General features: G+C 66.1%; 15 protein-coding genes. 3 read left to right on the top strand and 12 right to left on the bottom strand.

Annotated features, from left to right (window positions below; translation table 11 throughout):
• Positions 1-4: 4 nt before the first annotated feature.
• From ACOKR1_RS02000 to ACOKR1_RS02030, 7 genes are all read right to left on the bottom strand, one after another.
• A complete protein-coding gene (locus ACOKR1_RS02000; RefSeq protein ID WP_422935104.1) occupies positions 5-919 on the bottom strand; it encodes an ABC transporter permease in 915 nt (304 codons plus the stop codon).
• Positions 919-1,863 (bottom strand): ABC transporter permease, encoded by a 945-nt coding sequence (locus tag ACOKR1_RS02005; RefSeq protein WP_422935105.1) that lies wholly within the window; start codon positions 1,861-1,863, stop codon positions 919-921. The genes ACOKR1_RS02000 and ACOKR1_RS02005 overlap by 1 nt, the downstream gene beginning before the upstream one ends.
• Positions 1,860-3,011: an extracellular solute-binding protein gene (locus ACOKR1_RS02010; protein WP_422935106.1), complete on the bottom strand. Its 1,152-nt coding sequence runs from the start codon at positions 3,009-3,011 to the stop codon at positions 1,860-1,862. Before ACOKR1_RS02010 ends, ACOKR1_RS02005 begins: the two co-directional genes overlap by 4 nt.
• Before the next feature lie 224 nt (positions 3,012-3,235).
• Entirely contained in the window at positions 3,236-4,426 is a 1,191-nt protein-coding gene (locus tag ACOKR1_RS02015; RefSeq protein ID WP_422935107.1) for an ROK family transcriptional regulator, read from the bottom strand.
• A gap of 1,022 nt (positions 4,427-5,448) precedes the next feature.
• Positions 5,449-5,886, bottom strand: a complete 438-nt coding sequence (locus ACOKR1_RS02020) for a pyridoxamine 5'-phosphate oxidase family protein (protein WP_422935108.1) — start codon at positions 5,884-5,886, stop codon at positions 5,449-5,451.
• 155 nt (positions 5,887-6,041) lie between these two features.
• Positions 6,042-6,506, bottom strand: coding sequence for a pyridoxamine 5'-phosphate oxidase family protein (locus ACOKR1_RS02025; RefSeq protein ID WP_422935109.1), 465 nt, complete (start codon positions 6,504-6,506; stop codon positions 6,042-6,044).
• Between the two features lie 536 nt (positions 6,507-7,042).
• Positions 7,043-7,474, bottom strand: a complete 432-nt coding sequence (locus tag ACOKR1_RS02030) for a pyridoxamine 5'-phosphate oxidase family protein (RefSeq protein WP_422935110.1) — start codon at positions 7,472-7,474, stop codon at positions 7,043-7,045.
• 510 nt (positions 7,475-7,984) lie between these two features.
• On the opposite strand from ACOKR1_RS02030, the gene ACOKR1_RS02035 reads away from it, so the two are divergent.
• Positions 7,985-8,431, top strand: coding sequence for an MFS transporter (locus tag ACOKR1_RS02035; protein WP_422935111.1), 447 nt, complete (start codon positions 7,985-7,987; stop codon positions 8,429-8,431).
• Positions 8,432-8,491: 60 nt separating this feature from the next.
• Here the strand turns inward: ACOKR1_RS02035 and ACOKR1_RS02040 are convergent, their stop codons facing one another.
• From ACOKR1_RS02040 to ACOKR1_RS02050, 3 genes are all read right to left on the bottom strand, one after another.
• Positions 8,492-8,950, bottom strand: a complete 459-nt coding sequence (locus ACOKR1_RS02040) for a universal stress protein (RefSeq protein ID WP_422935112.1) — start codon at positions 8,948-8,950, stop codon at positions 8,492-8,494.
• A 75-nt stretch (positions 8,951-9,025) separates the two neighbouring features.
• The gene (locus tag ACOKR1_RS02045) at positions 9,026-9,247 is read right to left on the bottom strand and encodes a DUF1508 domain-containing protein (RefSeq protein WP_422935113.1); all 222 of its coding nucleotides are present in this window, start codon (positions 9,245-9,247) and stop codon (positions 9,026-9,028) included.
• Between the two features lie 33 nt (positions 9,248-9,280).
• Entirely contained in the window at positions 9,281-9,742 is a 462-nt protein-coding gene (locus ACOKR1_RS02050) for a flavodoxin family protein (protein WP_422936719.1), read from the bottom strand.
• 95 nt (positions 9,743-9,837) lie between these two features.
• On the opposite strand from ACOKR1_RS02050, the gene ACOKR1_RS02055 reads away from it, so the two are divergent.
• On the top strand, positions 9,838-10,272 hold the full coding sequence (locus ACOKR1_RS02055; protein WP_422935114.1) for a glycosyl hydrolase family 65 protein: 435 nt from the start codon (positions 9,838-9,840) through the stop codon (positions 10,270-10,272).
• Between the two features lie 84 nt (positions 10,273-10,356).
• On the opposite strand, the gene ACOKR1_RS02060 is transcribed toward ACOKR1_RS02055, so the two are convergent.
• Together ACOKR1_RS02060 and ACOKR1_RS02065 are read right to left on the bottom strand one after the other, a co-directional pair.
• Positions 10,357-10,752: a hypothetical protein gene (locus tag ACOKR1_RS02060; RefSeq protein ID WP_422935115.1), complete on the bottom strand. Its 396-nt coding sequence runs from the start codon at positions 10,750-10,752 to the stop codon at positions 10,357-10,359.
• Positions 10,753-11,082: 330 nt separating this feature from the next.
• Positions 11,083-12,102 carry a permease gene (locus ACOKR1_RS02065; RefSeq protein WP_422935116.1) on the bottom strand — a complete coding sequence of 340 codons (1,020 nt, stop codon included), beginning with the start codon at positions 12,100-12,102 and terminating at the stop codon, positions 11,083-11,085.
• Between the two features lie 195 nt (positions 12,103-12,297).
• Here ACOKR1_RS02065 and ACOKR1_RS02070 point away from each other — a divergent pair, with 195 nt between their 5' ends.
• Positions 12,298-12,564 (top strand): SHOCT domain-containing protein, encoded by a 267-nt coding sequence (locus tag ACOKR1_RS02070; protein ID WP_422935117.1) that lies wholly within the window; start codon positions 12,298-12,300, stop codon positions 12,562-12,564.
• Positions 12,565-12,582 lie beyond the last annotated feature (18 nt).

The following is a 12,582-nucleotide window of genomic DNA, read 5'->3' on the forward strand; positions in this document are numbered from 1 at the left end:
GCCTCTACTTGATCTGGAAGCCCTCGGCGAGCTGGCCGCCGACGATGTGTTTGTGCGCCGCAAGGAGCAGGGCGACGGAGGGAATCGCCAGGAGGATCGAGAACACGGCTGCCACCTGGGTCGGGTAATTGAGCACGAGGCTGTACATCTGCGTGGGCATCGTCATGTAGTCCGGAGCGCCCACGAGGTACGTGCCCTGCGCCTCGTCGAAGGAGGCGAGGAAGCTCATGATCGCGGCCACGAGGATGCCGGGGAGGGCCATCGGCAGCGTCACGCTGAAGAAGACCCGCAGCTTGGACGCGCCCGCATCCCGGGCGGCCTCCTCGAGGCTCCGCGGCACCGCCGCGAACGCGGCGGACGGGATCCACGTCATGAAGACGATCGTCCCGAGCACGTGCACAATGAGGATGCCCAGGATCGAGTTCATGAGGTTGAGCGCGTAGAAGAGCGCCGCGAGCGAGACGAAGAGCCCCATCTTCGGGAACGCGTTGGCCGCGAAGAGCCCGATGAGGAAGAAGCGCCGGCCGGGGAACTCGAAGCGCGCGAACGCGTAGGCCGCGGGCAGGCACAGGGCCGCCGAGACCAGGACCGTGAGCGGGGCGAAGAACAGCGAGTTCTGCACCGCGACGCCGAGCGCCTTGTCGCCGAAGACCACTTCCCACCAGTGCGTGGTCCAGCTGTCGGGCCACAAGTGGGGGTACGTCCAGCTGTCCGCGAACGCGCGGACCGCGAGCCACGCGAGCGGGCCGATGATGAACAGCGCGAGCAGGAGCGCGAGCACGGTCGTGAGGAGGCCCGTGGCGCTCCTGCGGGCCGCGCGGGGCGTGGCCTCCGCCGGGGCGGGAGCGGACTCGCGCGGTGCTGCGGCCCGCGGCGCCGCGGGCTCAGGCGCCGCAGGCCCAAGGGTCTTCTGAGCCATCAGAGGGCCCCACTTTCCTTGGCGGAGCGGAAGTTCGCCCACACGTACACCGCGGCGATGCCGGACGCGATGATGAACACGACGAACGCCATGACCACGGCCTGCTGCGGCTGGTTGAACGCCGAGAAGTAGTTCGACATGTCGACGCCGAGCATATTCGGCGAGTTGGGGCCCGTGAAGTACGGGACCGTGAACGAGCCGAGGATGCCGATCGCCGTGAACGTCGTCGCGATGATGATCGGCACGCCCGCCATGGGCACCACGACGGAGGCGACGACGCGCCAGAAGGAGGCTCCGGCGTCGCGCGCCGCGTCGATCATGGCCTGCGGCACGGCCTGGAGGCCGGAAGTGACGAGGAGCGTCGCGAACGGCAGGGACGTCCACACCGAGCCGATGATCACGGTGATCATCGTGAAGGACCACACGGGGAAGTCGAGCCCCACGAGCGCGAACACGCTGCGGAGGAAGCCGTCCGCCGAGTAGAAGCCCAGGATCGCCCAGGAGGCGATGACCACCGGAATGAAGAGCGGGACGACGGCGAGACCGGAGAGGACCTTGCCGAGCACTCCCCCTCTGAACTTGAGGTACAGGCCGATGCCCGTCGCGAGCACGATGACCGAGGTGGTGCTCACGAGCGTCACGATCACCGTCACGCCGAGGTCGCCGAGGAAGCGGCGATCCACAAAGAGATCACCGTAGGCCCCGAACGTGGGCACGGCGCCCTGCGCCTCGTGCACGTTCTGGCCGATGACCGCGATCGTGTGGTTGAGCCCACCCGTGAAGCCCAGGCTGAACCCGAGCGCCAAGAGGATCGGAAACCCGATGAAGAGCGCAATGAGCACGATCGGCGGGAGCGCCATGAACAGGCCGCGCGCCTGCCCTGCGGACACCCGAGGGGTGCCGGCGGGGCCAGGCGCGCGGCGCGACCGGACCGTGGAGGTCACTGGCCGGGGACCTTCTGATCCCACTGGTTGTTCATGTCCTTGCCAACCTGGTCGAAGTACGGGAGGCGGAGGTTGTTGGGATCCGCGCTCGAGAACTTGGACTGGAGGTCGGCCGGGAGCTTGTTGAGCGGGATGGCCGGGTAGCCCGAGATGTCCTTGACGATCATGGCCTGCTGCTCAGGCGCCAGCACGAAGTTGGCGAGCTTGACGGCGGCGTCCATGTTCGGGGTGTTCGACGGGATGCCCAGGTATGCGGCGCCGCCCGTGAACGAGGGGTTCGAGATCTGCGCGGACTTGATCGTCGAGGGGATCGAGCCGTTCGCGACGCCCGTGGTGAACTGGTCCGACCAGACCGGGGCCATGGTGATCTGACCCTTCGCGAGAAGGTCAAGCGTCTGCTGGTTGCCGTTGGGGTAGACGCCCTTCTGGTACACGTACTGGTTGAGGCCCTTGAGCTCGGCGAAGCCCTGGTCCCAGTTGGACTCGAGGTCCTTCGCGTAGCTCGTGCCCATCTTCTGGCGCGCGTCGGCGGGGACGTACCTGTCCAGCACGGTCGCGACGAAGGATCCGCCGGAGCCGCCCGACTTCGGCGAGTTGTACGTGAACTTGCCCGGGTTGGCCTTGATCCACGCGAGCAGCTCGTCGAGGGTCTTGGGCGGCGTCGGGATGGTCTTCGAGTCGTACGCGAGCAGCACCGAGGAGCCGCGGTACGGGATACCGCCCGTGCCGCCGGCCTTGACGGTGTCGGCCGAGATGCTCGAGAGCGCCGAGACCTTCGCGGAGTCGACCGGCGTGAGCAGGTTCGCCGCGGAGGCCTTCGGGACGAAGCCGGCGTCGACGAGGTCGAAGTCCGGGGACTTCTTCTGCTCGACCGAGCTCGTGAGCTTCGCGAGGGTCTGCGCGTCGTGCTCGCCGTGGAGGTCGATCGTGACCTGGACCTTGTAGCCCGGGTTGGCCTTCTCGAACGCCGGGCCGAGGTCCTTCTCCCACAGGTTCTGGATGTTGGTGTCCCCGCTGATGAAGACGCGAACGGTCTTCGACCCGGCATCCCCGGAGCTCGCGGCGGACGAGCTGCTCTGGGCGCAGCCGGTAAGGGCAAGGGCCGTCGCGGCGATGGCCGCTGTGGCCCATGTGAGCTTTGGCTTCACTGGTAGAAGCCTCCTATTCGATCATTTGTGCAGGACGTTGAAGCTTGTGTGAGGAACCGGTCGCCTGTGAACGGGACCATCGGCAATAGTGCAGTTAGTTGTTTGTTAAGTCAATAGGTTGTACTGACAAATTCAATTGACAATGAGGCGGGGAACGGCGCAAACAGTGCAGGCAGGGACCTTTCAGAAACGGGTTGCCATGATTCGGCCGACGCGTGCGCGCCTTAGGGCACAAGCTCCCCCGCAAGGGCGAAGGCGCCAATCGATTGATCGACGCTCGCGGGGGCGAAGGCCTTTCGCATCACCAGGGTTGTCAGTCCGCGGACGGCGCTGCGGTCGTCTGGCGCTCCCGCTTCGACCAGAAGCCCGTTCGCGATCCTGTCGACAACATCGGCCAAGACCCTTTCGCGTACTCCATCGACGAATGCCGGCAGGGAGCCTATCCGTCCCCCGAGAACGAGCCGGTGGGGATTGATAGTGGTTATGGTCGCCCCCAAAGCGCCCCCGAGCGTGTCGGCCGCGGAATGAAGTGTTCGGGAGACCTCAGTGTCTCCCCTTTCTGCGGCCTCCCGAATTTGGCCGAGTGTGCGGCGGCCACCTCCAATGAGCTGTTCGGATATTGCGAGCCCCGAGCTGAAAGCGGCCAGGCAGCCATGACGCCCGCAGCGGCAGAGGGGGCCGTCTGGCGCCACCCGAATATGGCCGATACTCCCCGCGGCCCCGTGTGCGCCCCTGAGGATTGATCCATCGACCACGATTCCGCAGCCGATCCCTGTGCCCACCTTGACGTAGACGAGAGTCTCGGCATCGCTCGACCGTTCGCCGAGGGCGGTCGCCATGGCATCGTTCTCCACCACCAGGGGCACGCTCCATGCCCGGCCGATTGAGGCGACGACGGCATCAGGGTTCCACTGGGGGACGGTGGTGGCGTGGACGACCCGTCCCGTCCCGGCCTCGACCGGGGCAGGGACTCCTACCCCGACGCCAACGAGGGTCTCCCCGCCGTCCCCTTCCGCGAGCAGCGAGCGTCCGACCTCGACCAACGGCGCCAAGACCGTCTCGGCCGTCGCCGTGATCTCATGTTGCACGACGACGGAACGGAGCGGAGCTCCATCGGTGTCGGCGACACTGACAGTGGCACTCGTCTGACCAAGCGCGAAGGTCAGGGCAATTCGCCCGCGGTCGTCGAAGCGGATGTTCCGGGGGCGGCGCCCGACTTTCACGCCAAGGGATTCGGCCTCGTAGACATAGCCCCTTCGCGCAAGGGCGTCGAGACGCTCATACAGCGTGGCACGGGACATGCCCGTGGCCGCGAGAAGCTCTTGGCGCGACAGGCCTCCAGCGGAGCGGATGAGCTCCAGGATGTGGCCGTGCGAGGCCGCGACCCCGGGGCTTCCGGGCAGTCGTTCAGACACGTCCCACTCCTGTTGTTCCAGAGACTGCTTCGATGGGGAAAGGTCCAGCCGGTAATTCTGTTCAATAATTAGACAGAATGTGGGCCATGTCAACCCCCGGCTTGGGCCGTCTGGATCCCGGCCCCGCGTGCCCTTCAGGGGCCCGCATCATCGGGGCTCGGCCCCCACGCGCTTTGTCGGGTCGGGAAACAGCCGTCAGTGGCCATATGGAGCGGGCGGGCCATGCACTCGGGAGTGTGAGCGACTCATGCAACCGGAGGGTGCATCCACTGGACCCACTCCGGAAAGAAAGGATTGCGTCGCAAAAAAGCCGTCTCGTCGCACTGAGGCCAGGTGCTTTCCGACCGCCAGTCGTCGTCCGACTCGATCTTCGCCTACCAGCCGGCCGTGACAGCGGGGCCGGGCGCCGCCGCGAACCCCCAACCCGGCGCAGCCCAACGCCCTCGACACCGGCACACCCGTGAGCGGAGTCGGCGACTGCGCTGCGCCCGGGGTCGTCCACCAAATGCTCGGCAAATCGCTTCACTCCATCCCACTCGGTGGAGACGTAGTCGCGAGACGTGTCGAGGCCGAGGTTCCCCGGCTTGTCCTCCGAGATCCGCTTCATGAGGTGGCGCTTGAGGAAGCCGTACTGGGTGTACAGCAGGGCGCCGCTGAACGACGCGACCTGGTCGGCCTTGACATCGACCACGTCTGCCTTGTGGCCTCGGTCGTGGCTCACTTCGGCGATGACCCCCGCGATCTTCCCAGCCTGCCCTTCAGTCGTGCCGTAGGTGACGAGGACTGTGGACACGGGGTCGCCTCCGGATTGCAGGTGATGGTTCGGCAGCTGTTTCCTGCCAAAATGCCGCCACCTGCGATGCGGGCGTAGAGGCGAAGGTGCCTGCGCTGGACTTGCGGATCAAGGCTAGGCCAGCGCCTCTCGTGCTTCGTGCCGACTGCTTGCTGCGGTGGTCGGCGTGCTCCAAGTCAAGTCCCGGACTTCCGGAACGTCCTCGACGTGTGCCGCTAATGAACTGGCGTCATGCCAGGAAGACGCTGCGCCCCGTGAGCTCCGCGGGAATGACCTCGATGAATCGATCGCGGATGCCGCCGGCCCACGGCTCCCCGATGTCGAGGCCGAAGAGCTCGGTCACGAGCGAATCCTCATCGACCGATCCCGCGGAACCCGCGAGGAGCACCGACCAGCCGCTCTGGGAGCCCGGCTTCGCGGAGTCGACCTGGAAGGCAACTCCTCGCTGAGGCAGCGCGGACGCGATCGTCCCCTCGGGAGAGGTCCGGAAGTAGAGGTGGCCGCGGAGTGTGACGTAATGGACCGGAAAGACCTGGATCCGGCCGCTGGCGAGGAACGCGAATCGCCCGATCCCGGACGCCCCGAGCAACGCCCAGCACTTCTCTTCGTCGAGTTCGAGGTCCTGGTGCCGCACCCCGGGCCCATAACCGAAATCTGCTGTAGACATGGCTGTCCTCCCTCGCGGTCAACGTCAGCATTCCATATGCCCGAAGTGCTCGGGAAGGGGCTTCCGTTCCGGGGCGGTGACGACGAATCACGGCCGGGGGATGACGACGGCGGGAGGCCTCCGCCATCGTCTTCCGCGCGGGTGGGCGGTGTCCGCTATTCGAAGGATGAGCGCCGGGCATCGGTCGGGCGCGTGTTCCAGAGATCTGGATTGTTGACTTTGAAACGGCGCCCGGTCAGAACTTGAGGCGTCAATCGGATGTAGTGCTCCTTGACCCCCGGTTGCCACGGCTCGAGGTGAAGCGCATCGGCAGCATCCTTCTCCTCCTGGCTGCTCACGACCTTCATGTCACCCTTCACCACGACGCTCCACGCCTCTTCTTGGCGGGGATCGTAGCCATCGATCTCCAATGCGGCCGGCTCGGCGGTCTCCGCCCCCCAGAGTTTCTTACCGGCCGCCGTCCGGAATATGATGTTCCGCCGCTCCAAGACGTAGTTCACCGGAAAGATCTCCGGGTGGCCATCGATAACCAGCGCGAGCCGGCCCACGATTCCGGCCGCCAGCATCTCCCAGCAGGCGTCGTCGTCCAGATTTCCCGTTGAGGGCGTACGGGTCTCCATGAACAGCCACGTTACCTGCTCCCGTCCACGAAATCTGCGGGGGCCGTGGTCACGGAATGGGAACGTGATCGCTTCCCCTGCATTGGACATCCAAAGGCTTTGCTTCATGCGAGGACGACGGGTCCAACGATCGGCACCCCGGCGGTCCTGATGCGAATCCGGACACACGGCGGAGGGGCGTTCTCTGTCTAGAGGCTACCGTCAGGGCCTTCCTACGCTTCATTTCTTGGGGCGTTTGCACGAGAGGGTTCACAACAGCATGCCGCGATTGAGGCCCACAGGGGCCAACGTCCTGACAGAATGCCGAGCGCGGACAGCGGGCGGAACACGGTCGTACTGACGGCGCTCCGTCCAGCGGGAAGGCAACACCTACAGGTGCGGGTGGCCAAAGCCACTATCTCAGGATCCGCGCCGCTTCTAGCGTTGTTGCCATGAGCTTCTCCTCGGTTCGGTGAGCTCTACATGCGCCGGCACGCAACCTGCCCCGTCCTCGTCGTGCACGAGCCCGGGGGTGGCACTGACCCCGGCCGTATATGTCAGATCTGATCGGGCTCCGGCCCGAGGACGAAGTGCCGTCCCTCGACGTGCCCAGGCTCGATCTCCACGTAGACCTCCTTGAGCGTGGGGATCCAGGATTCGAGCCCAGCCTCGTCAGCGGCCTGGATCTCCCCTGAGTGCTCGAGCAGGCGGGCCTTCCCCTTGACCACAACGCTCCAAGCTTCGCCTGGGAGCACCTCGTCGGCTTCGAAGGCAACCTTCCCGCCGATCACCACCTCAGCGAGCTTCGTTCCCGGGGTGGTGCGGACCAGAAGTTTGCGTCCAACCGCCTTGACGTTGATCGGCACCACGTCGAGTTCTCCGGCGGCGTAGGTGGCCAGTCGGCCGTATCGAGCCCGGTCCATGAGGGACCAGACCTCGTCTTCAGTGAGGACTCTGACCGGATCGTCGTTCTCGTGTTCGAAAAGCATGGCGTTCCCCTCTCTCGGGCGGAAAGACGCGGTATCGTGGGCCGCCTAGCATCCCAGATTAGGTGCCGCCAGCCGCATTGGGGAGTGCGCATGGCGCTCAGTCCGAGCAGGCCCGGAGAGCCCGGGACAGAAAGGCCTTGCCTGACGCGCAACGTCTTGGTGCTGAGTGGGGTCTCGCTCCTGCAGGACACGGCGAGCGAGCTCCTCTACCCCTCTACGAAGTGCTCGGCCATCGGTTCCAACCGTTGTTCTGGATCGCGGTCCTTCCAGCTGTGGGCAGCGTGCTGCTGGTGAGAGCCGTGGCGGAGCCCGAGCGAGCCGCCGCCCAGTGCATGAGCTACTCCGCGCAGCAGGGGAGGAGGGCGGCGCATTCCCGGGAGCGTTCTGGCGTGTCCTCGGCCTGCTGTCCGTGTTCAGCCTGGCCAACTTCCCAGACGCGCTTCTTCTGCTTCGCCTTCACGATCTGGGGCTCTCCACTGCCCGCGTCGTGCTCGCCTACGCGGGTACAACGTGGCCTATGCCGCGTTGTCCTATCCGGCGGGGAACCTCGCCGACCACCTTCGGCCGAGCACCGTCTACGCGATCGGGCTCGGCTTCTTCGCTTTGGGCTACCTCGGTCTGGCCTTGGCACCCGGTCTGCCCCTGGCGATCGCCGTCCTGGTGCTCTGCGGCGGATTCAACGCCTGCGCCGATGGCGTGGGGCGGACGTGGATCTCGAACCTTGCACCGGGCGCCGCGCAGGGAACGGCACAAGGCCTGTATCAGGGCGCCACGGGGATCGGGGTGCTGCTTGCCGGAGTCAGGGCGGGCCTTTCATGGGGATTGAGGGGACGCTGCCCTCCCGGCGGCGTGCCGCTGCGGGCGCGAACAGTGCGGGTCTGCCATACCAAGCCGACGGGCTCGACGTGTCCCGGACTCGACGAGCCGTCCTTGGCAAGGGTGCACGGCGTACGGTGAAGGGTTCAGCCCGGATCCATGCTCGGTTCAAGCGGAGCCTTGAGCTGAATCCATGGCAGCTCAGCGCCTCTCCTCAGCCCCCGAGTGTTCCTCATGCCTGATGACGACCACCGTGCACGGACAGTGGTGAACGAGGTGGGCCGAGACGGATCCGAGCAGGAGACCGGCGAACCCGCCGTGTCCGCGGGAGCCGACGACGACGAGGTCTGCGTCCTTGGCGGCGTCGATGATGACCTTGGCCGGGGAACCATGGGCGGCAAGCTTGCGGATCTGAACGTCCCGCGCGTGCACAGCCTTGACCGCCTCGGTTAGGATCCTTGCTGCCGACTCCGCGAAGGCGGGCTTGTCGAGCGAGGCGGCTTCCATGCCGACTGTGACGACTCGGTATTCCCACCCCGTGACTGCCAAGACCTCGCCGCCGCGGAGCCGGGCTTCGTCCACGGCCCACGCCAATGCCTCGTAGGACTCGGGCGAGCCGTCGACGCCGGCCACGACCACGAACCCCTTGGGACCTTCCACGGCATCTTCCTTGGTCTCTTCGGGGACTGCGCGTCAGCCATGGTTCACGGTGACCGTGCGCGGCCCTTGTCAAGATCAGGCTGGCTCTGGTTCTGCGCGCTCTGGGCCGATACCCGTGATGATCATCTTCTTGGCATCTTTGAAGTGCCCGCCTATGGTCTTGTCCGCCATATCGCGTGCATCGGATTCGCTGTCGTAGCCCTGACCGCCATCGATGGCGATGATCCGACCGTTGTCCTCCTCCAGTCGCCAGCCCCACTTGCCGTCATTGCGGGTGTAGAGGACGCGCTCTGCCATGAAGGATTCCCCCTGTGCGACTCTCTTCCTGTCCTAGCCGGCCATCAAGCCGGCCAGCTGGGTCCCCCAGTGCTCGGCTCGCTCGAGCTCGCCGTCGAGCAGGGGGCCTTCCTTGCCGGCGACGAAGAAGCCCGTCGGTTCCGAGACGAGCTCGGCGCCCGCGTCCTCGAGCGCATGGGCGATCTTCCTAGCAGCGTCGCCATGGATGAACAGCTTGACCCGAGTGTCGAAGGCGGCGGCGCGAAGGCCTTTGAGCGAGCCCGGCTCGAGCGCGCCCAGCCAAGCCCCGATGTCCTCGAGAGGCTTCCACCCGACGATCGGACTGCCGACCACAAGGAGCGCACCGGGAGGAAGCTTGTCCGGCCGGATCTCGTCGGATGCCCCCACAGCCCTTGCCCCGGGTCCCAATCCGCGGCAGATCGCATCAGCAACCTGACGGGTGTTCCCGAACTGAGACTCGTAGACCACCAGAGCTTCCACGGCGTAGCCTCTCATCGGGCGGGCGAAGACGCTCCATTTGCGCTTCGCTGCCAATGTAGACACTCTCGGGGCGGCCCGTCAGAGCCGAAAGACCCCGAGGCTCCCTTGGTTTGGAGGTTCACGGATCCACGCTCAGCCGGGTCGCCCATGCGTCGGTGCTCGCGGGCCTAGACCCTGAACGTGCCTGGGATACGTTCCGGGACGCGCTCGACGCGGACCTCGATGACACGCAGGGCGGAACCACGCGAGCTGGGGTGCATTTGGGTGCCATGGCGGGAACTATCGACGTCGTCCAGCGCAGCTTCGCGGGTCTTCGCCCCACGGAGGACGCGCTGATCTTCGCCCCTCAGATGCCGACGGGTATCCGGTCCGTGGCGTTCCACGTGCGGTATCGCGGCCAGCTCCTCAAGGTCAAACTCGACCGAGAGCACCTCGACGTCGCCTCCTCCCCGGGCGATGCCTCGCCTGCGCGCATCCGGGTCCGGGGCGAGGAGATCCAGCTGCAGTCGGGCACCTCCCACAGGTTCCGGCACGATCGCACATAGGGCCCCCGGAACGTGCAATACGTGCCACGCCAGCCGAAGGCATGCGTCCCGAAAGGCCTATGACTTCGTCCGTCTGTCGATGGCTCAGTGTGGGAAGACGGCCTCGCCGATGAAGAAGTAGAGGAGGAACGCCGCAGGGAACGCCGTGAGCACGAGGACGACGGCGGAGCGCTCACCCCCGCGCACAATCGAGAGCATGCCCGCAACGACGGCGGCCAGTGCCAGGGCAAACCCAATGAGCGGCCCATAACTGAAGATCGGGGCAACGAACTGCAGGCTTGTCCCGATAGGTTGGAGGAGGGCCGAGACCGCCATGAGCGCTATGACCCACCAGCCGAGCCTCGTTGTCGGAAGCATGCTGAGCCGCTGTTCCCGACGGCGCACGGCGTCGATGCCCAGCACCACGGCGGCGGCGAACGCGATGAGGAAGGCGATCGTGTAGATCCAGGCCCTTTCCCGCTCGCCGGATACGGCGATCATGACGGGGAAGAGCCCAGCCGCCAGAACCGCAAGCCCCAGCGCCATTCGCGAGAGACCGGTCCGGAAGAGACCGGAACGGAACACCGCCCTCACGGCTCCCACCCCCTTCGTCAGTTCTCTTCGTACCCGCATCCGGGGCCCGGGCATAGAGTCTTCGGCCCCCAAGAGTCTTCAGAGGAAACAGGCCCAAAGCCTCATGCCTGCACCCCCTCCCGATGATTCCATGGAGCCGAGCCAGTGGTTCAGATGGTCAAGATCCGGAAATCTTGCAAGGCGGGCGTTACAGCCAAGTTCGTAGGCGGACGATTCACCGTCACCCGCGCAGGTCCATTAGTCCTCGCCCGCGGCGTGCTGGCTCGGGCTTCCGCCCATCATCTTGAGCATCCCGGCGCCGGGGGTGAGCCCGGTAACGGCGAAGAGCAGTTCAACGGCGTAGCCGGCCAGGACCATGGCGAGGGAGAAGGTCCCGGTGATCCTCAGGGCGGCCTTGGTGCCGTAGTACTTGCCGTAGATGAAGATGATCGGCAGGACGATCAGGTCGGCGAAGATGAAGCTGGCCACGCCCCCGAAGCTGATGCCCCTGTTCCAGAGCACGGCGGCGAGCGGGACGTTCCCGACTGAGCAGACGAAGCTGAGCAGGGACACGACTGGCCCGACGATCGGGCCCCAGAGTGCGGCCAAGATGTCGTTGCCCTCGAAGAAGAAGGCCTGCAGCCATTCCTTGGGGACCCAGGCGTCGATCGCGCCGGCGATGAGCAGCCCGCCGGCCACGTCCCGCCATACCGCGGCCCAGTCCATGACGCAATAGGCAGCGACGGCGTCCAGGCCCTTGATGGAGAAGAGCCTGGCCCAGAAGCCGCCCTCGCCTTGCACGGACATGTCCATGGCCGCGCGGCCCTCCATCGACCCGGCGACGCCCTTCTCGGCCTGTGCGCGGGCGGCGTCGACAAGCTTTCCGCGCATCCAGAGCCGGAAGAAGAGGGCGACCAGAACGATCATGATCGGCCCTCCGATGAACTCCGCAAGCGTGAACTGCCAGCCCATCAAGAGGGCCAGGATGAGGCCGAGTTCGATCACGAGGTTGGTGGAGGCGATCTCGAACGCCATGGCCGAGGCAAAGCTGGCTCCCCGGCGAAACAAGGCCCGGGCGAGGGCGACCGCTGCATAGGAGCACGACGAGGAAGCCGCCCCGAGCCCTGTCGCGGCAGCCAAAGCCCTGAGCGAGTCCCCGGCCAGAAGGCGGGTGACATGCTCCCTGCGCACCAAGGCCTGCACGACACCCGAGGGCGAAGCCCAGGACCAGCGGCCACAGGATCTCCCACGCCATCGAACCGGCCGCGGCCAGGGCACGCAGCACCGCGTTCACGACATCCATCCCGCTGCACTCCTTCCGTCAACCCGCCTCCAATGCTTCCTGTCCCACGTCGAACCGGTCAGCGTTCACTCGCCGAAGTCGAGGAGCATCGGCAGCTGATTCGATGTCCAACGGCCCTGTCCAAAAGGGCGACTTAGGAGCGAAACTCTGGAACAAGGGAGGCGATCGCCATGATGTACGGCTGGTACGGCGACTCGGGCGTCTGGGGCTGGGTGGTCATGGGCATCATGATGCTCGTTCTCTGGTCAGGCGTGGCCGTACTCGTCATCTTCCTTGTGCGCGGCACCCGGGGCGGCTGGGGCGGAGGCGGCTACTACCCGCCGCAAGCTCCTCAGGCCGATGACCCAGAGTGGATCCTCGGACAGCGCTTCGCACGGGGGGAGATCGACGAGACAGAATACAAGGCCCGCCTCGAAGCCCTCAGGCGCAGGCCGTGAGGCGGACGGGTCCTGAAA

Origin of the sequence: Sinomonas sp. P47F7 (genome assembly GCF_049332655.1) — a bacterium.
Classification (GTDB): Bacteria; Actinomycetota; Actinomycetes; order Actinomycetales; family Micrococcaceae; genus Sinomonas.

Bases quoted from the DNA above. Each gene is read 5' to 3' on its own strand.
- ACOKR1_RS02000 (WP_422935104.1), bottom strand. From the start codon at position 919: ATGGCTCAGAAGACCCTTGGGCCTGCGGCGCCTGAGCCCGCGGCGCCG.
- ACOKR1_RS02020 (WP_422935108.1), bottom strand. From the start codon at position 5,886: ATGTCTACAGCAGATTTCGGTTATGGGCCCGGGGTGCGGCACCAGGAC.
- ACOKR1_RS02025 (WP_422935109.1), bottom strand. From the start codon at position 6,506: ATGGAGACCCGTACGCCCTCAACGGGAAATCTGGACGACGACGCCTGC.
- ACOKR1_RS02030 (WP_422935110.1), bottom strand. From the start codon at position 7,474: ATGCTTTTCGAACACGAGAACGACGATCCGGTCAGAGTCCTCACTGAA.
- ACOKR1_RS02045 (WP_422935113.1), bottom strand. From the start codon at position 9,247: ATGGCAGAGCGCGTCCTCTACACCCGCAATGACGGCAAGTGGGGCTGG.
- ACOKR1_RS02050 (WP_422936719.1), bottom strand. From the start codon at position 9,742: ATGAGAGGCTACGCCGTGGAAGCTCTGGTGGTCTACGAGTCTCAGTTC.
- ACOKR1_RS02060 (WP_422935115.1), bottom strand. From the start codon at position 10,752: ATGATCGCCGTATCCGGCGAGCGGGAAAGGGCCTGGATCTACACGATC.
- ACOKR1_RS02070 (WP_422935117.1), top strand. From the start codon at position 12,298: ATGATGTACGGCTGGTACGGCGACTCGGGCGTCTGGGGCTGGGTGGTC.